The 26,318-nt window shown below is 44.0% G+C and carries 27 protein-coding genes and 1 tRNA gene; 15 read left to right on the plus strand and 13 right to left on the minus strand.

The features are described from left to right. The first annotated feature begins 145 nt into the window (after positions 1-145). Together D1614_RS03420 and D1614_RS03425 are read left to right on the plus strand one after the other, a co-directional pair. Entirely contained in the window at positions 146-1,066 is a 921-nt protein-coding gene (locus tag D1614_RS03420; RefSeq protein ID WP_119436492.1) for a malate dehydrogenase, read from the plus strand. Between the two features lie 84 nt (positions 1,067-1,150). Further along, positions 1,151-1,576 carry an aspartyl protease family protein gene (locus D1614_RS03425; RefSeq protein ID WP_119436493.1) on the plus strand — a complete coding sequence of 142 codons (426 nt, stop codon included), beginning with the start codon at positions 1,151-1,153 and terminating at the stop codon, positions 1,574-1,576. A gap of 94 nt (positions 1,577-1,670) precedes the next feature. Here D1614_RS03425 and D1614_RS03430 read toward each other — a convergent pair whose 3' ends face one another. Together D1614_RS03430 and D1614_RS03435 are read right to left on the minus strand one after the other, a co-directional pair. Then, positions 1,671-3,437, minus strand: coding sequence for a glycoside hydrolase domain-containing protein (locus D1614_RS03430; protein ID WP_119436494.1), 1,767 nt, complete (start codon positions 3,435-3,437; stop codon positions 1,671-1,673). Positions 3,438-3,582: 145 nt separating this feature from the next. After that, positions 3,583-4,026, minus strand: coding sequence for a gamma-glutamylcyclotransferase family protein (locus D1614_RS03435; RefSeq protein ID WP_119436495.1), 444 nt, complete (start codon positions 4,024-4,026; stop codon positions 3,583-3,585). A 97-nt stretch (positions 4,027-4,123) separates the two neighbouring features. On the opposite strand from D1614_RS03435, the gene D1614_RS03440 reads away from it, so the two are divergent. From D1614_RS03440 to D1614_RS03470, 7 genes are all read left to right on the plus strand, one after another. Next, a complete protein-coding gene (locus D1614_RS03440) occupies positions 4,124-4,525 on the plus strand; it encodes a hypothetical protein (RefSeq protein WP_147383996.1) in 402 nt (133 codons plus the stop codon). Between the two features lie 111 nt (positions 4,526-4,636). Next, positions 4,637-7,642, plus strand: coding sequence for a protein translocase subunit SecDF (gene secDF / locus D1614_RS03445; protein ID WP_119436497.1), 3,006 nt, complete (start codon positions 4,637-4,639; stop codon positions 7,640-7,642). 118 nt (positions 7,643-7,760) lie between these two features. Further along, positions 7,761-8,027 carry a twin-arginine translocase TatA/TatE family subunit gene (locus D1614_RS03450; protein WP_119436498.1) on the plus strand — a complete coding sequence of 89 codons (267 nt, stop codon included), beginning with the start codon at positions 7,761-7,763 and terminating at the stop codon, positions 8,025-8,027. Between the two features lie 21 nt (positions 8,028-8,048). Next, entirely contained in the window at positions 8,049-9,083 is a 1,035-nt protein-coding gene (locus D1614_RS03455) for a calcium/sodium antiporter (protein ID WP_162304392.1), read from the plus strand. Positions 9,084-9,094: 11 nt separating this feature from the next. Continuing rightward, positions 9,095-9,745, plus strand: a complete 651-nt coding sequence (locus tag D1614_RS03460; protein WP_119436500.1) for an ABC transporter ATP-binding protein — start codon at positions 9,095-9,097, stop codon at positions 9,743-9,745. A 4-nt stretch (positions 9,746-9,749) separates the two neighbouring features. Beyond that, positions 9,750-10,514 (plus strand): TIGR02757 family protein, encoded by a 765-nt coding sequence (locus tag D1614_RS03465; protein ID WP_119436501.1) that lies wholly within the window; start codon positions 9,750-9,752, stop codon positions 10,512-10,514. A gap of 27 nt (positions 10,515-10,541) precedes the next feature. Next, on the plus strand, positions 10,542-11,255 hold the full coding sequence (locus D1614_RS03470; RefSeq protein ID WP_119436502.1) for a tRNA1(Val) (adenine(37)-N6)-methyltransferase: 714 nt from the start codon (positions 10,542-10,544) through the stop codon (positions 11,253-11,255). On the opposite strand, the gene D1614_RS03475 is transcribed toward D1614_RS03470, so the two are convergent. Further along, positions 11,252-11,755: a flavodoxin domain-containing protein gene (locus D1614_RS03475; protein ID WP_119436503.1), complete on the minus strand. Its 504-nt coding sequence runs from the start codon at positions 11,753-11,755 to the stop codon at positions 11,252-11,254. The two genes, D1614_RS03470 and D1614_RS03475, sit on opposite strands and share 4 nt — an antisense overlap. Positions 11,756-12,056: 301 nt before the next feature. Here D1614_RS03475 and D1614_RS03480 point away from each other — a divergent pair, with 301 nt between their 5' ends. Continuing rightward, positions 12,057-12,725 (plus strand): ferredoxin--NADP reductase, encoded by a 669-nt coding sequence (locus D1614_RS03480; protein ID WP_162304393.1) that lies wholly within the window; start codon positions 12,057-12,059, stop codon positions 12,723-12,725. 97 nt (positions 12,726-12,822) lie between these two features. On the opposite strand, the gene upp is transcribed toward D1614_RS03480, so the two are convergent. Next, positions 12,823-13,485: a uracil phosphoribosyltransferase gene (gene upp / locus D1614_RS03485; RefSeq protein ID WP_119436505.1), complete on the minus strand. Its 663-nt coding sequence runs from the start codon at positions 13,483-13,485 to the stop codon at positions 12,823-12,825. A gap of 191 nt (positions 13,486-13,676) precedes the next feature. Between upp and D1614_RS03490 the strand changes: the two genes are divergently transcribed. Next, positions 13,677-14,438, plus strand: a complete 762-nt coding sequence (locus D1614_RS03490; protein ID WP_119436506.1) for a class I SAM-dependent methyltransferase — start codon at positions 13,677-13,679, stop codon at positions 14,436-14,438. Between the two features lie 7 nt (positions 14,439-14,445). Here D1614_RS03490 and D1614_RS03495 read toward each other — a convergent pair whose 3' ends face one another. From D1614_RS03495 to tatC, 8 genes are all read right to left on the minus strand, one after another. Next, positions 14,446-15,420 carry a polysaccharide deacetylase family protein gene (locus D1614_RS03495; RefSeq protein ID WP_119436507.1) on the minus strand — a complete coding sequence of 325 codons (975 nt, stop codon included), beginning with the start codon at positions 15,418-15,420 and terminating at the stop codon, positions 14,446-14,448. A gap of 6 nt (positions 15,421-15,426) precedes the next feature. Further along, on the minus strand, positions 15,427-16,347 hold the full coding sequence (locus D1614_RS03500) for a hypothetical protein (protein WP_119436508.1): 921 nt from the start codon (positions 16,345-16,347) through the stop codon (positions 15,427-15,429). Further along, positions 16,325-17,659 carry a polysaccharide deacetylase family protein gene (locus D1614_RS03505; RefSeq protein ID WP_119436509.1) on the minus strand — a complete coding sequence of 445 codons (1,335 nt, stop codon included), beginning with the start codon at positions 17,657-17,659 and terminating at the stop codon, positions 16,325-16,327. Before D1614_RS03505 ends, D1614_RS03500 begins: the two co-directional genes overlap by 23 nt. A gap of 10 nt (positions 17,660-17,669) precedes the next feature. Further along, on the minus strand, positions 17,670-18,371 hold the full coding sequence (gene radC, locus D1614_RS03510; protein WP_119436510.1) for a RadC family protein: 702 nt from the start codon (positions 18,369-18,371) through the stop codon (positions 17,670-17,672). Positions 18,372-18,517: 146 nt separating this feature from the next. Next, positions 18,518-18,769 carry a 30S ribosomal protein S20 gene (gene rpsT / locus D1614_RS03515; protein ID WP_119436511.1) on the minus strand — a complete coding sequence of 84 codons (252 nt, stop codon included), beginning with the start codon at positions 18,767-18,769 and terminating at the stop codon, positions 18,518-18,520. A gap of 29 nt (positions 18,770-18,798) precedes the next feature. Next, positions 18,799-18,870: transfer RNA gene (locus tag D1614_RS03520), tRNA-Glu, on the minus strand. A gap of 188 nt (positions 18,871-19,058) precedes the next feature. Then, complete coding sequence (gene lptB, locus D1614_RS03525) at positions 19,059-19,781, minus strand: LPS export ABC transporter ATP-binding protein (RefSeq protein WP_119436512.1); 723 nt, start codon at positions 19,779-19,781, stop codon at positions 19,059-19,061. Between the two features lie 33 nt (positions 19,782-19,814). Continuing rightward, complete coding sequence (gene tatC, locus D1614_RS03530) at positions 19,815-20,678, minus strand: twin-arginine translocase subunit TatC (RefSeq protein WP_119436513.1); 864 nt, start codon at positions 20,676-20,678, stop codon at positions 19,815-19,817. 357 nt (positions 20,679-21,035) lie between these two features. Here tatC and recQ point away from each other — a divergent pair, with 357 nt between their 5' ends. Both recQ and ahcY read left to right on the plus strand, forming a co-directional pair. Further along, positions 21,036-23,231 (plus strand): DNA helicase RecQ, encoded by a 2,196-nt coding sequence (gene recQ / locus D1614_RS03535; RefSeq protein ID WP_241558075.1) that lies wholly within the window; start codon positions 21,036-21,038, stop codon positions 23,229-23,231. 87 nt (positions 23,232-23,318) lie between these two features. Beyond that, positions 23,319-24,737: an adenosylhomocysteinase gene (gene ahcY / locus D1614_RS03540; RefSeq protein ID WP_119436515.1), complete on the plus strand. Its 1,419-nt coding sequence runs from the start codon at positions 23,319-23,321 to the stop codon at positions 24,735-24,737. Positions 24,738-24,786: 49 nt separating this feature from the next. Here the strand turns inward: ahcY and D1614_RS03545 are convergent, their stop codons facing one another. Continuing rightward, complete coding sequence (locus tag D1614_RS03545; protein WP_119436516.1) at positions 24,787-25,212, minus strand: Rieske (2Fe-2S) protein; 426 nt, start codon at positions 25,210-25,212, stop codon at positions 24,787-24,789. A gap of 60 nt (positions 25,213-25,272) precedes the next feature. Between D1614_RS03545 and D1614_RS03550 the strand changes: the two genes are divergently transcribed. Together D1614_RS03550 and greA are read left to right on the plus strand one after the other, a co-directional pair. Beyond that, positions 25,273-25,683, plus strand: coding sequence for a hypothetical protein (locus tag D1614_RS03550; RefSeq protein ID WP_119436517.1), 411 nt, complete (start codon positions 25,273-25,275; stop codon positions 25,681-25,683). 155 nt (positions 25,684-25,838) lie between these two features. Next, positions 25,839-26,312: a transcription elongation factor GreA gene (gene greA / locus D1614_RS03555; RefSeq protein ID WP_119436518.1), complete on the plus strand. Its 474-nt coding sequence runs from the start codon at positions 25,839-25,841 to the stop codon at positions 26,310-26,312. Positions 26,313-26,318 lie beyond the last annotated feature (6 nt).

Genomic DNA, 26,318 nt, shown 5'->3' on the forward strand with positions numbered 1-26,318 from the left:
AATTTCTTACCTAATTGTTAAACCGGATTCCGGGGGTTTCAAATATTTCCGGTTGTTCGAAAATAGATTATCTTTGCAGGCCTTAAACAATTTGACTATGAATCGTTTAAGTTTATGAATTTTGTAACTATAAAACTCGATTAAAATGAAAGTAACAGTAGTTGGAGCTGGTGCAGTTGGAGCAAGTTGTGCCGAATATATTGCCATTAAAAACTTTGCAGAAGAAATTGTATTGGTTGACATCAAAGAAGGTTTTGCTGAAGGGAAAGCCATGGACTTGATGCAAACAGCATCGTTAAATGGTTTCGATTCTAATATTGTAGGTGCTACCAACGATTATTCGAAAACTGCAGGAAGCGATGTAGCTGTAATTACCAGTGGTATTCCACGTAAACCGGGAATGACTCGCGAAGAGCTGATCGGTATCAATGCCGGTATTGTAAAAGACGTAGCAACGAAATTGATTGCCGAGTCGCCAAACGTAATCATTATCGTGGTTAGTAACCCGATGGACACGATGGCTTACCTGGCTCACAAAGCTACAGGCCTTTCTAAAAACCGTATCATTGGTATGGGTGGTGCATTGGATAGCGCCCGTTTCAAATTCAGACTGGCTGAAGCCATTGGTTGTCCGCAATCGGATGTTAGCGCCATGGTAATTGGTGGTCACAGCGATACAGGTATGGTTCCGCTGATCGAAAAAGCAGTGGTAAACAGCGTACCGGTTTCTGAATTCCTGTCAGAAGAAAAAATGGCCGAAGTAGTGGAAGCTACAAAAGTTGGTGGTGCAACCCTTACTAAATTGCTGGGAACTAGTGCCTGGTATGCTCCGGGTGCAGCCGTTTCTGAATTGGTAAAAGCCATTGCACTCGATTCTAAAAAAGTATTCCCTTGTTCAGCATTGCTTGAAGGTGAATATGGTTTGAGCGACATCTCAATCGGTGTGCCTTGTGTAATCGGTAAAGGCGGTATCGAAAAAGTATTGGAAATCGAACTTTCTGATGCTGAAAAAGCAAAACTGGTAGACAGCGCCGAAGGAGTTGCTGCTGTTAATGCCCTGTTGTAACAGAAAGAAAAAATTATTAGTATAAAAAGGCGGTTGATCCATTCGGGTCAGCCGTTTTTTATTATGTTCGTTTATTTTTAAACCATGCGAACAAAGATTCCCATCAGAATAATCGAACTCGAGAACGGCAATTATCATTTACTGGTAAGCAGCTCTTTTTGTAATGGCACCATTGGTATATGGGTGATTGATACAGGGGCTTCCAAATCGGTTTTTGACCAGAATTTGCAAGATTGCATTGCTGAAGTTGATGAGCATACCGAAGACTTGCACTCGGCGGGTATTGGTGCCGAACCTATGAAAAGCCGTTTGTGTACTTTAAAAGAAATCCATTTTGGGAAGATGAAAGTTCCGGGGATGAGTGCTGCTCTGCTTGATTTGAATCATATAAACGAGTTGTACGAAAATGCTGCCGACCTGCAAATATGTGGTTTGCTGGGTGGCGATTTTTTAATGAACTACCGGGCTGTGATCGATTACAAACGAAAACTGCTTATACTGCGAAAATAATTCGGTCATACTTTAGCTGAGAGGTGAGCTAAAAAGGATAAAAAGCGTCAAAGGCTTCGTGAATCGTTGCCTTTGACGCTTTGTTTTTAGGATGTTATTTGGAGAGATTTTCCAAGGTTTGTTTACCTTCTCTCATCAAGTCGTTAAAATCAGCCGGTTTCTGAGTGAAATTAAACCGGGCAACGAGCTCGGTAAGTTGTGCGAGTTTTTCTTGTGCTTCAGTCGACGAACTGTTTTGAAATTCTTCACGCAACAAACGGATCTTCTCAGCATCCTGGATGCCTTCGCGCAAACGCTCAAAACGGATGGAACTCCGCGCATCGGGATACACAATGTACGTATCTCCGGCTGGCCACGTGCGAAAGCGCGAGTCGGTTAGCGGATCTTTTACCCAGCTGTTGTAAGCCCAACGTAAAAAGCCATCGAAGCCGGTTGCCATTGTGTACCATCCAACAAAAACGGCCTCGGCCGGTTCCGAAAAAGTAAACACATTTGGGAAGCCGTCGGCGCAGCAAACGTACCACGTTGAAATGTAACGATGGTCTTTCCGGTACTGAAGAATTTCGGGTTCAATTTCAGCTCCAAAAGCAACGCTCAGGTCGGTGAGCTGATCCGGAAATATCTTGTAGTTATGGTGATTGTCTGCAAAAGCCACTTCCATGCCCGGCACGACTTCGGCCAACAGGTTCATGGTGGCTTTCATTTCTTCGGGCGAGCGTTCGTCCATGGCAATGCGTGTAATGTCTTTCCATCCTTTTTGCTCTACGTGTTTCACAAAATCTTTCAGGAAAGGAGTCCACAGTTCTTCAAACTCTTTTGTGCCTGCTTTCGCAACAACTTTTACTTCTTCGTCAGAGGCGACATCGTGGTAGTAAAGTTCATTACCCCATGGAACCATGGAGTAGCAGTTGATCTGATTTTTAATGCCCAGATCCATCATAAACTGCACCCACTGGTCAAAAATGGTATAATCGTAAGTCCAGCTTCCGTCGGCATGTTTGTTCCAGGCGATCATGGAGCCAAACGCATCTTCGGTTTGTCCTCCCCAGGGACGGTTGTTCAGGGTGGCTGTAATTACTTTTTGCCCGGCATCGGCAAGTAATTTCATGAGCGGGCGCAGCAGGTCCCAGTGTGCTGCCGACCATAATTCCACATCGTGTACACGTGCTACTGCATACGGGTTTTGCCACAGGTCGAGGTGAAATTTCCAGTCGGAAGCTTCGGGAAGCGTGCGGTCGGCCACTTCAACCGTAAATGTAAAGTCGCTGTGTTTTTTGCCGTCGAGCATTAACTGCATGCTGGAAGTATAGCTTCCGGGAGCTGCGTCGGCGGGTACATCAAACGTAATCCACAACGGGCGGGTTGACTGTGGCTCCATTTTGAATGCAGAAAGCGTGTCGAGCACATCCGGACTGATCCGGGCAATAAAGTCTTCGGGTTTGCGGTATCCGCATCCTGGACCAAACTCGTCGGTTAGTACATAGCGAACAAACTGTGCGCGGGCGATATCTGCCGGCAGTGTTTTTCCATCCTCTGTTTTAAACTCAGAGAACCGGCATTCAACGATTCCGGCGGGCTGGTTGTTCCACAATACCAGTTGTGCCGAAATTTTTTCGTTGCGCCAGGCAAAACCATTCCACGCGTTTGTGTTTGCCAAATCAGGGATTAAGCTTTTGTTGTAACGGTAGTCAACCGAGCCAATGGAGGCATGCAAGCCCGGGGTAACCGTGCTCCAGTCGGTTAAGGTGTCGGCCGAAGGATCTGCAGCTTCGGAATAAGTTGCGGGAGCTGTAATTTTTCCGGGATTTGAACATCCCAAAATGAAAACAAAAAGAAGGGTAAATAAAACTAGGTTCTTCATTTTTATATCGAGTTAGAATTATGATTGATTTCCGTATAACTGTCATCTCTTTATTTAAAAGGGAAATCAGAAAGCATCTTGTCCCCAAAGATATTGAATAGTGCTTACCAGTTGTACAAAATTAATTATTTCTGTTTGGCCGGAATTAGCGCGGATTGAAAGCTCTGGCCTGCCATGCTTCAAAGGCCAGGCGTGTTTCAGGCACTATTTTCTGTATGTATGTTTCGAGCGAAGTTTCCCGGAACTGTTTTTCATCCCAGTTTCCGTTCAAAAGCTTTGCATCTCCTTTCCATACAAAAACCAAAGCTTCTGTTCTTTTATTTTTAACATGGATGGTGGCTGAAATGCATTCGTACTCATCCCCTTCGTAAAATTTCAGTATTTCCAGCGAACGGCTATCTACGTTCTGTAAAAGCTTTCCTTTAACCTTTGATCCCGTGCGGGGAAATACGGCCGGATAATCGGCTCCGCATACGGCAAAGCGCCTGAAATTGTGCAGGATTCCTTCCTGCGTTGGGAAACTTGTTCCGGTGAGTGCATACACCACTTCGGAGAAAAGGAGAGAGCCGTAAACAAAAACCTGTTGCATAAAATATCCGGATTAAATCAACTGCCTCAAATTTAACTGCTTCAGATTTGGAAACCACAGGGAATTAGGTATATTTGCTCCGCTAAATTTTAAAGTATTGAGGATTAAGCTGAACATATCAAGAAAGTTGCTCGTTAGGCTGGCATTTTTTGCTGCTTTAATAGGTGCAGCTGTTTGTATGGATGCTTACCTGGAAAAAAATCCTACCAAACTGGATCATATTCAGACCAATGCGGATAATCACGGCACACATCAGGGTGAAGTTTATGTTCTGGCGCAGGCCAATCCGCTCACGGTAAAGACTTGCTTCCAAAAAACACCCTCCCGAAACCAGGATTCGGATGCACATAATAAATTTCTGCGGCAGTATTACTCCGTCAGAAATTACCAGGTGTTAAAGGCCGAGGTGGTTCAGCAAACAAGTCCTCTGATTACTTCGTATCATTACCTGGTTTATCAAAACCATTCGCTTTCTCCCGACGAAGATCCGTTATCCTAATTTTTCACGTTTTCGCGTGAATGGCTGTGCGCAGAGCAGCTGCGTGTGGCTGTAAATGGCTTGGATTCAAAATAAACAAACAATAAATCAAACATTTAAATTTAATTTAAAATGCAAAACAAAGGTGCAATTTTAACTTTTGCAATTCTGTTGGCAGCTGTGAGTCTTTACCAGTTATCTTTTAGCTGGAAGTCTCAGCAGATTAAAAAAGATGCCGAGGAATATGCTCAAGGAAATCCGGATATGGAATTCCGTTACCTGGATTCAATGGCAGGCGAAGTGGTGTACAACTTCTTCGGGCTGAAAAAATTTACGTACAAAGATGTTCGTGAACTGGAAATGAACCTGGGTCTTGACCTGAAAGGCGGTATGAACGTAACGCTTCAGGTGGAGGTGAAAGACATTATCCGCGCGATGTCGAATTACAGTACCGACGAAACTTTTAACAAAGCACTGGCTCGCGCCGACGAGTTACAGACCAATTCGCAGGACGATTATGTAACGCTTTTCGGAAAGGCGTTTGAGGAAGTAGATCCGAATGCGAAGCTGGCGTCGATTTTTAATACGCTGGAACTGCGCGACCGTGTGACTTTTAACTCTAGTAATACTGACGTATTGGATGTTATCCGCAAGGAAACCGATGCCGCCATCGATAACGCCTTCAACATTATTCGTACGCGTATCGACCGTTTCGGGGTGGCTCAGCCAAACATTCAGCAGTTGCAAACACGTGGCCGTATCCTGGTAGAACTTCCGGGGGTAAAAGACCAGAACCGTGTTCGTACGCTTTTGCAGGGAACTGCTAACCTGGAGTTCTGGGAAACCTACGAAAACCAGGAAGTTTACCCGTATTTGATGCAGGCGAACGAAAAAATTCGTGAAATGAATGCTGTTAACGTAGAAAAAGCAGTGACAGAAGAAGCCACTACTGAAACTCAAACAGCAGAACAAGATACTACCGGCGAAAATTCTTTACTGGCTGAAATGGAAGCAGGAAGTTCTGCCGACTCTTCAGCAACGGGAATTGACAATATGGCTGATTTCCAGAAAGACTATCCGTTGTTTGCCGTACTTACTCCAAGTACCGATCAAACCGGGCAGTTATTCAGAGGACCTTCTATCGGTTACTCTCAGGGAAAAGATACATCCAAAGTAAATTCGTACCTGAACAACCCGCAGATCAGAAGTCTTTTCCCAAGGGATATGAAGTTCGCTTGGACTGCCAAGTCAATGGATCAAGCTGGCATGTTGTATCGTTTGATTGCACTGAAAGTTACCACCCGTGACGGACGTCCGCCGCTGGATGGTGAAGTGATTACAGATGCCCGCCAGGATTTTGACCAGATGGGTTCTAACCCGGAAGTGTCGATGCAGATGAACAGCGAAGGTGCCAAAGTATGGCAGCGTATGACCAAAGAAAACGTAGGTAAATCTATCGCGATTGTTCTGGACGGTTATGTACGTTCGTTCCCAACCGTTAACGGTGAAATTCCGGGTGGACGTTCAAGCATCACCGGTTTGGAAAGTATTGAAGAAGCAAAAGACTTGGCGAACGTTTTGAAATCGGGTAAAATGCCGGCTCCGGCCCGTATTATCCAGGAAGATGTTGTTGGTCCGTCACTGGGACAGGAAGCAATTAACAGCGGTTTAATTTCGTTTATCATTGCTTTTGCGATGGTACTGATTTACATGTTGTTCTTCTACAGTAAAAATGCCGGTTTGGCAGCCAATATTGCGCTGGTAGCCAACATGCTTTTCATCTTTGGTATTCTTGCTTCGTTGGGTGCTGTTCTTACATTACCTGGTATCGCGGGTATCGTACTTACCATTGGTATGTCGGTGGATGCCAACGTACTTATTTACGAACGTGTTCAGGAAGAACTTCGTGCAGGTAAAGGAATAAAACTGGCCATTACCGATGGTTATAGAAACGCTTATTCTGCGATTATTGACGGTCAGGTAACCACTTTATTAACCGGTATTGTGCTTTACATGTTTGGTTCAGGACCGATCAAAGGTTTTGCAACTACCTTGATCATCGGTATTCTCACCTCGTTGTTCTCAGCTATTTTTATCACCCGTTTGATTTTTGAATGGCAATTGAGAAAAGGTGGACGTATTTTGTTTGCTTCCAGTGCTACCGAGAACTGGCTGCGTAATACCCGTATTAAATTCCTGGAAAAAAGAAAAATTGCTTATGTTATTTCGGGAGCGTTGATTGTACTTTCGATTGGTTCGCTGGTTGTTCGCGGATTGAATTACGGTATCGACTTTAAAGGAGGTAGAACCTATGTGGTTCGTTTTGACCAGGACGTAAAAGTGGCCGATGTGCAAAATGCATTGGCAGTTGTTTTCGACGGAGCTCCTGAAGTGAAAACCTATGGTGAAGCCGACCAGGTAAGAATTACTACTGATTATAAAATTGATGACAACAGCGAGAATGTTGACAACGAAGTGGAAGCTTTATTGATGAAAGGCCTGAAAGAAGGCGGATTCATTGGTCAGGATGTATCTCTGGAGCAATTTACGGATGTTTATCAACAGAGTTCGCAAAAAGTGGGACCGACTATTTCTCACGATATTCGGAGGGAGTCTGCGCTCGCAATTGGCTTCGCATTGATTATTATCTTTCTGTATATTCTGGTCCGCTTCCGGAACTGGCAGTACGGACTTGGTGCTGTTGCTGCATTGGCACACGACTCGTTGATTGTGCTGGGACTTTTCTCTCTGTTGGCAGGTGCGCTTCCGTTCTCGCTTGAAATTGACCAGGCATTTATTGCGGCCATCCTGACAGTATTGGGGTACTCAATCAACGACACGGTGGTAGTATTCGACCGTATCAGGGAAACCATGGGACTGCACCCAAAACGCCGTGCCGAAGAAAACATGGACGAAGCCATGAACAGTACACTGCGTCGTACATTTAGTACTTCGTTGTCAACTTTCGTGGTATTGCTGGCCATCTTCCTCTTTGGCGGTGCTACCATCCAGGGCTTTACTTTTGCCTTGCTGGTGGGTATTGTTGTAGGTACTTATTCTTCTATCTTTATCGCAACTCCTATTGCTTACGATACACGTAACAGGGTTCATAAAGTGATAGAAAAAAGAAAAAAATAGTTTGATCCAATAAATTTGGATATAATTGCCGGAAGTTCGAACAGGGCAGGAGTTTTTCTGTCGTCTTCAAACTTCCGGCTTTTTACTTTTTGTATATTTGTGATTTAAATTTAGAAGAATGAGTTGTCTTTTATTCATAAGCGGAGGTGAGTTGGTTTTGGTAATGGTGCTGGCTTTGCTGTTTTTTGGGTCAAAAGCTATTCCTGATATTGCCAAAACGTTGGGAAAAGGAATGCGTGAATTCAAAAAGGCTACCAACGAGATTAAACGCGAACTGGATGCCAACACCTCGGATATTAAAAGGGATATCAACGATGTCACTTCAACCGTAAAAAAAGAAACCTCGGAGATCAATAGCGGAATTCAGAAAAACTTCGAGGATTAATCATTTGTAAAACATATCTTTTTGGCAATAGCATTATACATATTTATTCTGCTGCTCAGCTTTGTATTGCTGGCGCGGATTGTCGATTTGTTTTTTATCGCTTCGCTCGATAGAATTTCGCGGGATCTGCGTCTTTCAAGCGATGCGGCAGGAGCAACTTTAATGGCGGTTGGATCGAGCGCTCCCGAACTTTTTGTGGCCTTGTTTGCGGTATTAAAGCCCGGCGAGCACCAGATAATCGGTATCGGAAGCATTGTAGGAAGCGCGATTTTTAATCTGCTGGTAATTGTAGGGGCTGCGGCTTTGGTAAAAAGTACCAAATTAAACTGGAAACCCATGTTCCGCGACATACTCTTTTATACGCTCACCGTAACAATGCTGGTGGTATTTATTTGGGATGGTCATTTCACGTTGACAGAATCCATCGCCTTTTTGGGGTTGTATGTGGTTTACGTGGTGGCAGTGGTTTACTGGCGACGTATTTTACCCCACAACGATGTGGAGTTGGGCGAGGATGTGCAAGAGGCACATGGCGAGCACAATAAAATAACGCGTCCGCTGGATCAGTTTCTGTGTTTCATTTTCCCCAAAGCCGAAAGGTATTACCTCGTTTTCTTCTTTTCCATTGTTTTGATTGCTGCGCTTAGTTATGTTTTGGTAGAGGTAGCCGTAGAAACGGCTCATATAATGAACATTCCGGAGGCAATTATTGCTCTGACAGTACTTGCAGTGGGAACATCAATACCCGACTTGTTTTCGTCGATTATTGTGGCAAAACAGGGAAGGGGAGACATGGCTGTTAGCAATGCAATAGGCTCCAATATTTTTGATATTCTGGTGGGACTCGGCTTACCCTTCCTGATTGTGATGTCGCTTTCGGGTGGCACTGTGGATGCCGGTGGCGATATTGTCACTTCTGTACTTATTTTGTTTGGCTCGGTGGTTTTACTGATCGGGCTTTTATTGGTTCGGCGCTGGAAGGTCGGAAAACTTACCGGCTTTATTTTGGTGGCTGCTTATGTGGCTTACGTTATTTATGAAATAATGAAACTCTAAAAATCATTGTTTTGATAAAGGCTCGGAACATACACAAATCGTTTGGAAACTTAAGGGTTTTGAAAGGCATTGACCTGGAAATTCCGGAGAAAAAGATCTACTCAATTGTAGGAGCCAGTGGTGCGGGTAAAACAACTTTGCTGCAAATACTCGGTACCTTGAGCAAACCCGACAGTGGTGATATTTATTTCGGAGACAAGAAAATATCGGCCATGTCGGAAAAAGAACTGGCTGCCTTCCGAAACAGGGAAATTGGATTTGTTTTTCAGTTTCACCATCTGTTGCCCGAATTTACCGCGCTGGAAAATGTGTGTATTCCGGCGTTCATTGCCAAAGAGCCAAAAGCGAAAGCGGAAGCAAAAGCCAAAGAACTGCTCGACTTTCTGGGGTTGTCTGAAAGAATGGAGCACAAGCCATCAGAGCTTTCCGGTGGCGAAAAACAGCGGGTAGCTATGGCCCGGGCACTGATCAACGATCCTTCTGTGATTATGGCCGACGAACCATCGGGGAACCTCGATTCGAGTAACCGCGACGAGTTGCACGACCTGTTGTTCAAACTGCGCGACGAACTGGGCCAGACTTTTATCATTGTCACCCACGACGATCATTTTGCAGAACGTTCCGACCGCATTATTCACATCAAAGACGGAGTGATTGAGTAGCCCCATGGATTTTGAAACACTAAAGGCCTTTTTGGATGAAAAGGTGGAGGAGTTCTACCGTCCCGAGTTCATCGAAACAGACCCGATCCAGGTTCCGCACAGGTTTTCAAAAAAAGAGGATATTGAAATCGCCGGTTTTCTGGCGGCCACCATCGCCTGGGGAAACCGGGCATCAATCATAAAAAATGCACTGTATTTAATGCAGTTGCTCGATGACGATCCGCACAGTTTTGTGTTGCATGCTTCTCCGGCAGAGTTAAAACGCCTGAAAAAATTCGTACACAGGACCTTCAATGGCGATGATTGTGTGTATTTCATTCAGTCTTTACGAAATATTTATACCAGTCACTACGGGCTTCAAAAAGTATTTGAAGATGGCTTTTCAAATGGTGAGACGGCCTGGGCTGCGCTGGCGCATTTTCACGGTTTGTTTTTTGAACTTCCGGGAGAACGCACTCAAAAGCATGTTTCAAACGTCAGAAAAGGTGCTTCGGCCAAGCGGCTGAACATGTACCTGCGGTGGATGGTGCGCGAAGATAAAGCCAAGGTGGACTTTGCGCTTTGGAAAGGAATTCCGGCATCGGCACTTATGTTGCCGCTGGATGTTCATACGGGCAATGTAGGACGAAAATTGGGGCTGCTACAACGCAAATCAAGCGACTGGAAAGCCGTGGAAGAAATTACTGCCAACCTGCGTCGGTTTGATCCGCAAGATCCAATCAAATACGACTTTGCCTTATTTGGACTGGGTGTTTTTGAAAAGTTCTAATTTTGAATGCTAAAGTGATGGGCTGTAATGGGCAGAAACAACTACTTTCAATTCAAACAGTTTAAGATTATCCAGGAAAAATCTGCGATGAAAGTGGGTGTGGATGGTGTGTTACTGGGGGCCTGGGTTCAGCTTGATTCCGCCCGGCAAATACTCGATGTCGGCACCGGAACAGGACTGATTGCGCTAATGCTGGCTCAACGTTCGGGGGCGCAGATCACAGCGGTAGAAATAGAAGAAAATGCGGCTGGCGAAGCATTGCTGAACGTAAGTGCTTCCGGGTGGAAAGAGCGTGTTGAAGTACAGAATACTTCTTTGCAGGAGTTTGTCAAATCAGCTTGCTCACCATTTGATCTGATTGTATCAAATCCTCCCTTTTTTAGTCAGGCAACACGGGCAGCTTATACGGAGCGGACCATTGCCCGTCACAACGACTTACTTTCGTTTTCGGAGCTTATCGCCTGTTCTGCCGGCTTGTTGGCTGAGAACGGTAAAATTGCATTGATTTTGCCCATCGTGGCTTTGGAAGAGATTCTGTACTGGGCCACAGAAAATAGCTTGTGGCTTTGCCGTAAAACCGAGATCTTCCCCAAAACAGGAAAGAAAGTTAACCGTGTTTTGCTGGAGTTTGGGAAAAAGGAAACAGTCCTCAACGAAGACTGTTTGACTATTTATAATTCTGATGGTTCTTTTACAGAAGAGTATGTAGCACTGACCCGGGACTTTTACCTGAAATTTTAGGCCAGGAAAAGAAAGGGATTAAAAATCCGGTCCATACGGTTCGAGAACTTACGAATGGCTTGTTGATCCATTTTCGAAGTACTGTGATCTATTTTGGCTACTTTCTTAACGATAAACTTTTCCAGAAAATTCATCTTCTGAAAGTTAAATTCACCACCCAAACAAGCCGTTGCTTTGGCATGTTTCAGCAATTCTTCAGGGTAGGCATTGTTTAGATGGGTTCGCGCTTCCTCTCCTTCGTCCATACAACAAATAAACAACCCCAGTTCTTTCGTTTGTAGCTCAGCGGTATTAAGCCGGCAGAAAGTTTTGATTCTCTTTTGAATCTGTCCGGCATGGATAGAACCTCCTACAATAATTCTTTCGAACGGAGAGAGGTCGGGTGCTTTTTCCTTTTTCAGGTTACAAAGAGTTACGTCTTGTCCCAACAGTTGTTTTAGTTCACGGGCCACTGTTTCGGTGCAGCCATGTGTTGTGCAATAGGTGATTAGAGTTTTCATACGGTTAAATTGTTTTCCTTCAGTGGCATCGTATGGAATTTGTCGGGTTGTTAATCAGCCGGGTATCGCGTATTCCGTTCTTATGCTCACTTTATGGGTTGATTGTTTTGGCTTATTCTGATAAAGATTGTTAATATGCTTTCAATAATTTCTATTTAAAATTAGGCACTTAGGGTAAACAATGGTGTTAAGAATCGGTTAATTGTCTGTAATTATCGGTTAAAATAAAATACAAAAAAGTATTTTACTGAAAAAGTTCTATTTTTGCACAAAATTTAAGCATAATACCATGACAATTGATATGAAACCAGAAGTACAGATTGATGCAAATTACTACAAGATTGCTGAAATTCGGCGATTGACAGAGCATGCTTTTATTCTTTCGATGCCCAGAAGCCGGTTTAAGTTTGTAGCAGGGCAGCATGTGTCTTTGTCTATTCCGGGCGATTATCAAAGCCGCGAATACTCTATATACAGTGCCGAGGGTGGTACTAACCTGGAAGTGTTGGTGAAGGAAGTAGATGGAGGGTATTTTTCACCGAAATTGTCGCATCTGAAAGAAGGCGATATGGTGGAGGTACACGGGCCGTTTGGAAAATTCGGATTGGATGAAAAGAATCTGAAGAACAACCGGCACGTTTTTATTGCCAGCGGAACCGGTATTGCGCCCTTTCACAGCATGGTACAAAGCAACCCGGGCCTGGATTATCATTTAATCCACGGTGTGCGTTACGCCGATGAGGCTTATGAAAGAGATGCCTATGACGCAGGCAGATACACGCTTTGCACTTCGCGCGATGATAAAGGGAATTTTAGAGGCCGCTTAACGGAATACCTCAAGAAGACGGACTTTGACAAAAACACGTCTTTTTACCTGTGCGGAAACAGCGATATGATCTTCGATTCGATGGAGATTCTGAGCGACAAAGGTTTTGGAAGAGAAAACATTAACGTAGAAGTTTACTTCTAAACTTCAGAATATCTTTTTCTGCGATAAGCAGTTTGTTGAGAAAGTCGGGAATGCCATCTCTCTGAGTAATCAGATGGGATGGCATTCTTGGTTTTATTTATTTCGAGTCAATTTTTTCTCCGAAGGCAAGGTCGCCGGCATCGCCCAGGCCGGGAACAATGTATGATTTGGGCGTCATTTCAGGGTCTACAGCACCCAGCCACAAGGTAACATTGTCGGCCTTTATTTTTTCTTTTACATAGTTAACGCCTTCTTCGCTGGCAATGATGGCAACCAGGTGAATGTGTGCCGGTTTTCCTTTGCTGAACAGGGCTTCGTAACCAATTTCCATCGATTTTCCCGAAGCCAGCATAGGGTCAGAAAGAATAACTACTTTGTTGTTGAGTGATGGTGACGCCATGTATTCAAACTCAATTTCAAATTTTCCACTTTCCGTATATTTCCTGAAAGCCGAAATAAAGCAGTTTTCTGCCCGGTCGAAGACCCGGAGAAGCCCGTTGTGCATGGCCAGTCCGGCACGCAGAATGGTTGCCAAAACCGGCTGATTTTTTAATTTCGGAACTTTTGCCACACCCAGGGGCGTTTGTACGTCTTGAACCTCAAATTCCATTTCCTTACTGATTTCGTAAGCAAATAATTCCCCAATGCGGTTCAGGTTATCACGAAAACGTAGTGGGTCGGTTTGAATGTTAATGTCACGGATCTCGGCCAGGTATTGGTCCAGTATAGAATGATTGTTGCCTAAAGTTTTTATGTTCATATTCTACTATCGCAGTTTATAAAAGTGAGTTTTCTTTTTAATTTTGGGTTCGCATTTTTCATGAGAAAGTCCGCGATCTTCTTTGTTGTCAGATGCCGGCAAAAACTGGTTGGGGCAAATAAAAGTGGCTTTAAATCAGGGGAAGTAAAGATTTTTTGATATAAATGACTAATTGACAACATGTACAGTTTATGATAAAACGTATCTATAAAAACCTGTTTTCGGAAAAACTGCGCGTAAAAATAAGGATTTATTTGAATATACTGATTTCTCCTTTTTATTTCGGGCATCAGTTTTATTGTAATTGTTGTCAAAAATCGTTTCGGAAATTTCTTTCGAAAGGGAATATCGAGCGAAAAAACGCCCAGTGCCCTTATTGTGGCTCCCTTGAACGGACGCGGGTTTTGGCGTTGTACCTGCGAAAGGAAACCGGAATTTTTACCATGAAAAGTCCCCGGATCTTGCACATTGCCCCGGAATATTCCTTGTTTCGAATTCTTAAAAAACTTAACGCTGAATATGTGGACGGCGATATTGATCCAGCCTACGCACGAAACGTGGTTGACATTACGGATATTCATTTCCCTGATAATTATTTTGACCTGATTATTTGTTCGCATGTTTTGGGGCACGTACCTGATGAAGGAAAGGCTGTTAAGGAGTTGTGCCGCGTACTTTCTCCGGGAGGCGAGGCAATTATTATGACTGTTTTGGACCTCAATTCTCCGGTAACATTGGAGGATAGCAGGATCGTTGCGCCCGAAGACCGTTTGGCCCGGTACGGAGAACGTGATTTATGCCGGCTGCACGGCATGGATTTTCAGGATCGGTTGGAAGCAGGTGGTTTCAACGTGAAAACAATCGATTACCGGACGCATTTTACAGACGCAGAAAATGCAAAATTCCGGCTGGGAGATGGTAAACGAGAGTTGATATTTAGTTGTAAAAAATAGCAGGGCATTAGTGTTTTACTCTTGCTTTGCCCACCCATTTTCTGATAAGAAAGTATAGAAATTCCGCCTTCAGGTTGTTAACAAAATCGCCGGGCATTTCAACCGGGTATCGTTGAAAGTGCGTACTTACACTGTCGAATTTTAGGCCGGCCGTTCCAAAAGTAATGTCACAAATTTGCTTTTTTACCAATTTGCTTAGCAGTTTTTCCGAAACTCCGTGGTCGGTAAACGGGAAGGCAAAGGCTTTTATTTTGGGCTCAAAGTGGCGGTTAATCCACTCCATATTTTTTTCAATCTCATCGAACTGTGCATTTTTTTTCATCAACCAGAATTCGGGATGGGAGCACGAATGTCCGCCAATCGTAAATCCTTGTTTGTGTAACTGCTTTAGCTGGCTTTTGGTCATGTAGGGTTGTTGTTCCTTTAAAAATGCAGCAAAATCCATTTCAAGCAGTTCAGCTGCCTGATCAATAAGGTCGTTTTGGTGGTAAGGTGTCTTTAACAGGTTGTGCCGGAATAAGCCGTGTTTGGCCAAAAAACTTTCGGTTTCCGAATCAGGGTTTGTCAGCAGGCCGTTTAAAAGCAGGCTGGCTTTGTAACGGTGAAAAAGCGCTTTGTTGCCAACAAAATCAGAATTGATAAAAAAGGTGGCCGGAATTCCTTTCCGCGATAAAATGGGGGCAATGACTTCGGCACATTCACTAAGCCCGTCATCAAATGTCAGATGAAAGTTTTTCCCGGAACCGTGGGAGTTTTTATAAAAATCCTCCAGCGAAACGGGTGTAAAATATTTTAGTAGGTAATCAAGTTCGTTTTCGAATGTGTCTGCATCTCTGTAAGGATAGTTCAGAACATGGGCCAAATGGCTGTTACTTACGGTGTGGTAAAAGGGTAGAAAAGCGGGAGTGTTTAGCCGGAGTAAAGTTTTAGCCGGAACAACCCGGGCCACTTGTTTGCATATGGAACGAGGAATATTTGCCATCGGAATTCAGGATTTGATCCACCGAAGTGGCAAAGGTAAACCATTGTATTTAACCAGAAAATAGGTTTCGGGGTAACTTCCGAAGCCGCTGAAAAAATGAGCAATGCCCGGCACTGTGGAACCCTCAAAATCAAGCGTTGTATTTTTTCCTGCATTTTCCCGGATAAAGCCGTCGATCAGAAGCCGCATGGCACCCGATTTTTTGCCGGTTTTATTTGCAACGGAGTCGTGGAATGTAACACGGTTGCCGTATTTGCAAAAATAGCCGGCCGCACATAATTCGTTGGCAGGAGTGTAAATTCCGTAAATTCTTCCAATTCCTTTGTACAGGCCAAATGCGATCAGGCGTTTGGAAGTATTCCAATCTTCTTCCGTGAATTCGCGCCAGGGATTTTCGGCTTTGAGTCGCAAGTAATCATCCAATTGTATTCCTGCCACAAAGCTCAGGTTTTTTTTATGTGCTTTTTTCAGGTTCTTTTTGGCATCGGGCGAATACCCCGAATACAACCCGGCATAATTCATATTTAAAGGAAGAATATAGTTGGTGTGGGGCGAAATTTTCAAGTGGATGCCGGTATTTTCCACAGGCGTTTTTGTGTTCACCTGTGTATCGCAATATTTAAACAGCTGCGAGATTTTCTGAAAGAATTGCCTGGTAATTTCTTCCGAGGGAGCCGGAAATATTCCCAGTTGCTGGCAATAATCAGGTTGATAAACATAGGAGATTCCCCATTTTTTTCGCACAGGCAGCGGCATAATAAAATCATAATCGCCCATTACCAGCGCATCCCAGTTGTCGGCAGCACGGTCGAGGAACCAGGAGGCGGCATAAATGTGCTGGTTGGAGGAATTGTTCAGGCAGTTATCCCACTTGTTGTAATCAATGTCCGTATTTTTTATGTACCTAATGTTGGGTTGTTCTTTCATTTGCCCAGCTAAATCCAAGTTGGTTCATGTCTTCAAACACCTGGCGGAAACCTTTCCAGATTCCTTTGTCGTTAACGGTTTCGTTGTGCCAGATACTCACAAATGTACCACCAACATTCTTAACTTCGGTCATGATTTTTTTAATTTCTTCAAAAGCTTTGTCCGGAGACAGTTTCAGGTAGTGCGTAAAAGTTCCGTCCATTACCTGGAAGGGCACAACCAGCAGGTTGGTGGTGGTTTCGCGTTCCAGGTCGTAAAAGTAAAAAGGCGTGCAAATTCCGGCTCTGAATCCGTGCAAACAAGAGTAACCCATTGTATAGTCTTCCACAATTCCGCTTTTGATCAGCCGCCGGTACGAAGCGGGCAGTTGAAGACGCAGAAAATGCTGACGGCTTTTCAGTATATTGGATTTCAGGATTTTTTCCAAACGAATTCGTTCGGTGCGCGTTTTCTTGCGGTTCCCTTTTTTGCTGGAGGCAAATGAAGGATGCAATCCCACATCGTACCTTTCCTTGATGGTGCGGATTAGTTTTTGGTATGATTTGTTCCGGTACGAGATGTTTTTATCGTAACGGCCCCAGTCACCCAGCAGGAAAAAGAACTTTACTTTCTCCTCGTTTCCTTGAAATACCGTGTTCAGGTATTCATAAGTGTCATATGGATCGTGGCTTTTCCCGGCCAGTACGTTTAATCTTTGCCTGAATTCAGCCCGATCTTTAAAAAACGATTTTAACAGGGCACCTCCTGTTCGCCAGCAACCTTTGTTTTTATAGGCCCAGGCATTGTCAATATCAATGGTTGAAATAAAGTCGAATTGGGATTGAGGGAAGCTCAACTCCGGATGTTTCTCTTTTAACTTCTTTCCCAGTAGCTGTGCCCAAATGTTTACTACGGGTTTCTGAAAGAGATTGTATTTTACGAGGATACTGTTCTGCGGCGTGTATCGATCGAGTTTGTCGCGTGTTTTGTCGGTATATTCTTCGTGGCGGCTAACCAGGTAAAAAGAGGCAGCCAGCGGATCGAACGGCAGATCGGAATCCTGCGAACTTTCGCAAAAGTATTTGTTCCCTTCGTACCAAACCGGTTGAATGCTTGGCTTGATCAATGCTTTCTGAAGGATCAGCCGGTGTGGCTTGATGTAAAATTCATCCCCAAATTTCTGGTACGAATAGTTGAACTTTGGCCCATCGTGTTGCTGAAATTCTTTTGAATTCTTAGTGAACGCAACTTCCGTTTGCAGGATGTTCGTAAAAATGAGTTTGGAAATGTACTCGATTCGGGAGGTAATTTTTTCAGAGTAGATTAGTATCATTTGGTTTCGTTTAAAAGTTTAGCATTCCCTCGTCGGCAAAACTCAGGTAATTGTTGTGCCCGATGATAATGTGGTCGAGCACGGCAATGTCCATGGTTTCGGCGGCGGTTTTGATTTTTCTGGTTATTTTTTTGTCGGCATCAGAGGCCTGCATGGTTCCCGACGGGTGATTGTGGCACAATATAATGGCACTGGCTAGTTTTTCAATGGCGGGTTTCAGTATAATTCTCACGTCGATCACGGTTCCGGAAATGCCTCCCTGGCTGATCATAAACGTATCGATTATTTTATTGCCGCGGTTGAGCAGCATCACCCAGAATTCTTCGTGGCTCAGGTCTTCGAGCAAAGGGGAGAAGTAATCGGCCGCGTCTTTGCTCCCGGTAATTTTGTTGTTGCTGAATACTTCGGCATCTTTGCGGCGTTTTCCCAATTCAAGTGCCGCTGCAATGGTGACTGCTTTTGCTTCGCCAATTCCGTTGAAGGTTTTCAGAAATTCGATGTTCTTTTGGCCAAGTTCGTTCAGCTTGTTGTTCACGGCGGCGAGTATCCTGCGCGAAAGCTCAACGGCTGTTTCTTCCAGGTTTCCCGACCCAATGAGTATGGCAATCAACTCGGCATCGCTAAGCGAACGTGCGCCTTTTGAGAGTAGTTTTTCGCGTGGCCTGTCTTCCGCTGCCCAGTCTTTAATATTTAACTTTTTGTAGTCGCTCATATCTCCGGAACTTCTCTTTTAAAAATAAACAGAATAAATGATTTGTAAAAGGCCGAATGAATAGTTCCGGAACATATGTCAGATTAAGGCAAAAAAAAACCTCCCCGCATAGCGGAGAGGCTTCTATTTTTGTTGAATATTGTTTCTTACAACTGATTCACTTTTAAAGCCAGACTTGATTTCAAGTTCGATGCTTTGTTTTTGTGAATGATGTTACGTTTTGCCAGTTTATCAATCATAGCAACAACGCCTGGATAAAGCTTTGCGGCTTCTTCCTTATCAGTAGCATTACGCAATGCTTTAATTGCATTACGAGTAGTTTTTGCGTAGTACTTGTTGTGTACTCTCTTTTTTTCATCCTGACGGATTCTTTTTAATGCTGACTTATGATGTGCCATTTCTACCTTTCTTCTTTTAAAAAAATTAGTAGCCCGTAGGGGATTCGAACCCCTGCTACAAGAATGAAAATCTTGCGTCCTAACCCCTAGACGAACGGGCCATCATGTTAATTCCCTTGATTTTGGGACTGCAAAAATACTGCATTTTTGTTATCCGCCAAATTTTTCAGGAAAAATATTTCAGCTAAATTTTGGTCTTCTTTCGTTTAAAAAGCCGTTTTTATTTTAGCGCTGCAAAGAAAAGCAAGTTTTTTGGATTTGCAAATAAAAAAATGCAAAATTTTTATTTTTATCGCAGTTCGAAGTTTTGTCCGAGATAAACACGTCTTACATCTTCGTCGGCAGCAAGTTCTTCTGCAGTCCCGGCCTTCAGTATGTTACCTTCGAATAACAGGTACGAACGATCGGTAATGGTAAGCGTTTCGTGCACGTTGTGGTCGGTAATCAATACGCCGATATTTTTCTCTTTCAGCTTCATTACAATCTGCTGGATATCCTCTACCGCAATAGGGTCTACGCCGGCAAAGGGCTCATCAAGCAAAATAAACTTTGGATCGATGGCCAGCGCCCGGGCAATCTCGGTACGGCGGCGTTCTCCTCCCGACAGCTGGATTCCTTTACTCTTGCGGATATGTTGCAGGCTGAATTCATCCAAAAGCGTTTCCAGTTTTTCTTTCTGGTATTCTTTCGAATAATCAGTCATTTCCAGCACCGCACGAATGTTGTCTTCGATACTAAGCTTTCTGAAAACGGAAGCTTCCTGGGCCAGGTAGCCAATTCCTTTTTGGGCTCTTTTGTAAACCGGCAGTTTGGTGATTTCCTCGGTGTCGAGAAAAATCTTTCCGGAAAAAGGTTGAATCAGGCCCACAATCATGTAAAACGATGTGGTTTTTCCGGCACCGTTGGGCCCCAGCAAACCTACAATTTCGCCCTGTTTTACATCAAAACTAACCCCTTTTACAACGGTTCTTTTCCGGTATTTTTTGACAATATTTTCTGCTCGTAAAATCATTTGAGTTCAAATAACGGATTTTTTTTGGATGAATTACAAGGCATTCATCTCCATTTCACGTTTTTTAACCACCCGGCGCGAGATGAAAATCCCGACTTCGTACAGCAGCACCAAAGGAATACAAACCATGATCTGGCTGAACACATCTGGCGGCGTAATAACGGCCGAGAGGAGCAGCATCAACACATAAGCATGCTTCCGGTAAGTTTTCATAAACTTAGGGGTGAGGATTCCAACTTTACTCAAAAAGTAAGAGAAGATAGGAAGCAGAAAAACTACCCCGGATGCCAGCGAAATGGAGGTAACTGTGGCAATGTACGACCGGGTATTGATCTGGTTGGTAACCGACTCAGATACGCTGTAGGTTCCCAAAAACTGTATCGAAAGCGGTACGATCAGGAAATAACCAAAAAGCACGCCCAGCATAAACAATATGGAAGTATAAAATACAGCACCGCCGGCATGTTTTTGTTCTTTTTCGTACAGTGCCGGCTTAATAAAACGCCAGAATTCATAAAAAACCACCGGCGCAGCTATAACAAGCCCGGCAATAATTGAAATCATAATGTGCATCATAAACTGATCCGACATTTTGATGGCAATCAGGTGCAAAGGCTGTTGGTTGATATTGAGTGCATCGGTTCCAACCATTTCCCCGAGTTTGGCCAACATCCGGTTGGTCCAGAATTCCGGGGTCATCGGTTTCATTATAATGGTATCGAAAATGAGGCTTTTGAGGGCAAAAGCAGCAATTGCAAAAACGAACACGGCAATAAAAGAACGAATAATGTGCCACCTTAATTCTTCCAGGTGCTCCAGAAACGACATTTCTGATTCTACTTTTTGTTCTTTGCGCTTTTTAGTGCTTTGTTCTTCTCTGGTATTTTCTTCGCTCATTGGCTTTCAGGCTTAATAAAAACTTCACAAATGTACAGGAATTTTTGGCATTTGAAATTTCACATTTTCGAAATCTGTAAAGCCACTAATTCCGAGGTTTCGAATATACATATATTATAAGAAGCTATTTATTATTGGCAGGTCTGATTTGCATGAATTCAAATTGAAATCATATTTAAGCAGTTTTTGAACGGAAAACTTTCCATATTTGTATTGAGGGAATAAAAAGTGGAAAGGGTTAAGGTTTGAGGCAGATGTTATGAAAACAAATGACAAGCTTTAAAAATCATTAAAAATCATTGCTGTTTTATTTACTTTTAATAAATTAGAATTTGCTATCCGATTAAATAGTAGATTGTGGGAGAGTTAGTTATGTATAAGGATATTGATTTGCTGGAGCGACTGCAGCATTTTTTTGGTTTTGATCGCTTTAAAGGCCAACAGGAAGCTGCGATCAAAAATGTATTGGGCGGTGATAACACCTTTGTGTTGATGCCAACGGGGGGAGGAAAGTCGCTGATCTACCAGTTGCCCGCGCTGATAATGGAAGGAACAGCGATTGTTATTTCTCCGCTTATTGCGTTAATGAAGAACCAGGTGGATTCGATTCGCGGAATGAATGCCGAAGATAATGTGGCGCATTTTCTGAATTCTTCCCTGTCGAAAGCAGCCATTGCGCAGGTGAAGGAAGATGTTCTGGCCGGGAAAACAAAGCTGTTGTACGTAGCACCTGAATCATTGACAAAAGAAGAGAACATCGAATTTCTGAAACAGATCAGGATATCGTTCTATGCCATCGATGAAGCACATTGTATTTCGGAATGGGGGCACGACTTCCGGCCTGAGTACCGCAGAATAAAGCCCATCGTAGAAGAAATCGGTAAATCGCCGATTGTTGCGTTAACGGCAACGGCAACGGCAAAAGTTCAGCACGATATACAGAAAAACCTTGGAATCCTGGATGCACAAGTGTTTAAGGCATCGTTTAACCGCGAAAACCTTTACTACGAGGTACGTCCGAAGGTGAAGACAGTGAACCAGATTATCAGGTTTATCAAGCAGAACGAAGGGAAATCGGGGATTATTTACTGCCTGAGCCGGAAGAAGGTGGAAGAACTGGCTGAAAACCTGCAGGTAAACGGCATCAAAGCACTGGCATACCATGCCGGGATGGATGCCAATACCCGCTCGACCAATCAGGATAAGTTTCTGATGGAAGAGGTGGATGTAATTGTGGCGACCATCGCTTTTGGAATGGGGATCGATAAACCCGATGTGCGTTTTGTGATTCACTACGATATTCCGAAGAGTCTGGAGGGATATTACCAGGAAACCGGGCGTGCCGGTCGTGATGGCGGCGAAGGGAAATGTATCACTTTTTATGCCTACAAAGACATTCAGAAGCTGGAGAAATTTATGCACGGAAAACCGGTGGCCGAGCAGGAAATCGGGAAACAACTGCTGCTGGATACAGTTTCTTATGCCGAGACCGCGATTTGCCGGAGGATTATTCTGTTGCACTATTTTGGAGAAAAATACGAGCAGGAAAACTGTGGCAATTGTGATAATTGTTTAAATCCGAAAGAGCAGATCGAGGCCCAGGAAGAAATTGTTATTGCGCTGAAAGCCATTCTGGAGGTGAATGAAAAATACAAAGGCGACCACATTGCCAATATTCTGATCGGAAACAAAACCGCCGCCATAAAATCGTTTAAGCACTACACGCTTGAATCGTTTGGAACGGGCGCCGATCACGACGAACGTTTCTGGAATGCCGTGTTCCGGCAGTCGATGGTAGCAGGCCTTATCAATAAAGACATTGAAAACTACGGTTTGCTGAAGGTTACCCCCGAAGGTCATGCGTATTTGGCCAATCCGGTAAGTTTTATGCTGGTGCGAAATCATGATTACGAGGAAGAAGCCGAAAGCGAAGGAGGAGCACCCTCCGGAGGATCGAGTGGCGATCCGCAGTTGTTTTCAATGCTAAAGGATCTGCGCAAGCGTATTGCCAAGCGGCATAATCTGCCGCCGTTCGTAATATTTCAGGATCCTTCGCTCTCAGATATGTCGATTCAGTATCCAATCAACATTGAGGAATTGCAGAATATTCAGGGTGTTGGCCAGGGGAAAGCCCGCCGGTACGGGAAGGATTTTGTGGAGCTGATCAAGCAATATGTGGAAGACAACGACATTGAACGCCCGGAAGATCTGGTGGTGCGCACCGTGGCCAACAAGTCGAAAATGAAAGTTTTCATCATTCAAAGCATCGACCGCAAAATTTCGTTCGAAGATATCGCTGAATCCAAAGGAATTGAAGTTTCGGAAGTGATCAGCGAAGTGGAGGCAATCGTTAATTCAGGCACAAAACTGAACATTGATTACTACATCAACGATGTGCTGGATGAAGATCATCAGGAAGAGATTTTTGATTATTTCAGGGAGGCCAAGTCAGATTCTGTACAAGAGGCATTGGACGAACTGGGAGAGGATGAATATTCGGAAGATGATATCCGGCTGATGCGTGTCAAATTTTTCTCCGACATGGGGAATTAAGATACCGATACACATATTCAACTTTTTACATGCAAAAATGTTACTTTTGCACCGCTTTATTATTTGTAACAATTAATACAACAAAATATGACAGTTGCAGTTAACGAAAAACTTGCTTACAAAGTAGCCGATATTTCACTGGCTGATTTTGGGCGAAAAGAAATAGAGATCGCGGAAAGAGAAATGCCGGGGTTGATGTCGATCCGGAAAAAATTTGGCCCATCGAAGCCTTTAAAAGGCGCCCGTATCATGGGAAGCCTTCACATGACCATTCAAACCGCTGTTTTGATTGAAACACTGGTGGAACTGGGAGCAGATGTTCGCTGGGCAAGCTGCAACATTTTCTCTACGCAGGATCATGCCGCAGCGGCTATTGCACAGGCCGGTGTGCCTGTATTTGCCTGGAAAGGCGAAACGTTGAAAGAATACTGGTGGTGTACCGAGCAGGCTTTGAACTTTGGCGATGGCCTTGGTCCCACTGTGATTGTAGACGATGGCGGCGATGCTACGATGATGATTCACCGTGGATACGAAGCTGAAAGCAATGCAGCCATCCTGGACGAACCTGTTGGGGGAGAAGATGAACTGCAGCTAAACCTGATTCTGAAGCAGATTCTGGCAGAAGATTCAACCCGTTGGCAAAGAGTAGCCAAAGAGGTGAAAGGTGTTTCGGAAGAGACAACCACGGGGGTACACCGTTTGTACCAGATGCAGGAAGAAGGTAAATTGCTGTTCCCTGCCATCAATGTAAATGACTCGGTTACCAAATCGAAATTTGATAATCTTTACGGATGTCGCGAATCGCTGGCCGATGGTATCAAGCGTGCCACCGATGTAATGATTGCCGGGAAAGTGGTAGTTGTTGCCGGTTATGGCGATGTTGGTAAAGGTTGTGCTCACTCAATGCGCAGTTACGGTGCGCGGGTGATTGTGACTGAAATCGACCCGATCTGTGCGCTTCAGGCTGCGATGGAAGGTTTCGAAGTTAAGCCCATGGAAGACGCATTGTGTGAAGGAAATATTTATGTAACTACCACCGGAAACAAAGATGTGATCACCGGCGAGCACATGGCTAAAATGAAAGATCAGGCCATTGTTTGTAACATCGGTCACTTCGACAACGAAATTCAGGTGGCGCGTCTTGAGAAGTGGCCCGGAATTCAACGGACAAACATCAAACCACAGGTAGATAAATATACCTACGAAGACGGACACAGCATTTATCTGCTGGCCGAAGGACGCCTGGTAAACCTGGGTTGTGCAACCGGTCACCCTTCGTTTGTAATGAGTAATTCATTTACCAACCAGTCGCTCGCACAAATCGAGCTTTGGGAAAACGATTACGAAGTGGGTGTGTATACGCTTCCGAAAAAATTGGATGAGGAAGTAGCCCGCTTACATTTAGAGCAGATTGGTGTTAAGCTGACTGTGCTGACCGATTCGCAGGCGGCTTATTTGGGTGTTCCCAAAGAAGGCCCGTATAAACCGGAACACTACAGATATTAATGTATGTGAAAAGATATAAGAAAGCGGGTCTCAGTTTTGGGGCCCGTTTTTAGTTGTAAACCCTTAGCATGTCTCCAAAACGCGACACATTGTATTGTTTGAGCGGGGCTGATGCCGGACCTTTTACAACACTGCCGCCAATAAAGATAAATTGCGATTCGCAACAGGAACAGGTTCCGGTGGCACCCTTGCTATCAACCCGGCAGCTTGAGTTTATTTCGTTGGTACAGGCCGCATCAAAGGCATAGTACGAACCTTCCATTTCGCAATAAATAATTAAGCCGCCAAACCCGGGGCCGGGAAAATAAGCTGAGTTTCCGGGAACCGTCAGTTCGTTGTGCGTTATCAGGCTAACCTGGAAAGCAACCGGAACATCCGGAATTTGCGAGTCTATTTCGTTGCACGACAGCGAAAGCAACAAAACCAGTACGAAAAAAAATAAATACTTCCCTCTTCTTAAAATCAACTGCTTCATTTTTATTATTTTTACTGGAACTATCAAAAGTAGCAATTTATTGCGTAAGCCGTATAACTCATGGATGATCTGATCGTCATAATATTAACGATTCTGGTTGCAGTGGTAGGAGCGCTCAATCAACGAAAAAAGAAAAGGGAGGCCGAGGCGTCTGCTTCTGCTTCTGTTTCCGAAGAGGCAGGGCAGCCTGCTGATTTTTGGGAAATGATTATGCAGCAGGAAGAGCGGCCCCCGGTTTACCAAACGGTACCTCAGGAGGAGGAAGATCTTTACGACGAAGTGGTGGATACCGTTCCCAAGCCCAAGCCTGTTTATCAGTTTAAAGCGGAAGCTGAAGGAAGTTCAGAAGTGGTGGAAGTGAAGAAAATTCTCCAGCGCGAGCTTAAAAAGCCGGTGTTGGTTGACGGGGAAAGATTTTCCATTCGAAAGGCCATTATTTACAGCGAGATAATGAACCGGAAGTATATATAAATCATTCATTATGAATATTTTTTCGGCCGGATCATTTCAAAATTGAATAAATTATTTACATTTGCAGGAAAGGAAGGGTCCTGGGCAACCGGGATTCTTTCTATTTTTTTATGCACTATCATAGTATCAAAAAGAAAAATGAAGGAGGATAAGAAATGTCCGAAGTAACATATTTAACGCAGGACGGACTAAACAAGCTTAAAAAAGAGCTTGAGCGTCTGGTGACGGTTGAAAGACCGAAGATTTCGAAACAGATTGGCGAGGCCATCGAAAAAGGCGATATCTCTGAAAATGCAGAGTATGACGCAGCTAAAGATGCACAGGGAATGCTGGAAGCCAAAATTGCGCAGTTGCAGTCGAAAGTGGCCAGTGCACGCATTCTCGACGAATCAAAAATTGATACGTCGAAAGTTCAGATTCTGAATAAGGTAACCATCCGGAACCAAAAGAACAATGCAACCATGCAGTATACGCTGGTGCCGGAGAGTGAAGCAAACCTGAAAGAAGGGAAAATCTCAGTTCAGACACCGATTGCCAAAGGGCTGATCGGGAAAAAAGTGGGCGATGTGGTGGAAATCAAAGTTCCATCAGGTATCATTCCTTTTGAAATTGTAGAAATCTCAATTTAATTAAAA

This window comes from Maribellus luteus (assembly GCF_003576475.1).
GTDB lineage: Bacteria > Bacteroidota > Bacteroidia > Bacteroidales > Prolixibacteraceae > Draconibacterium > Draconibacterium luteum.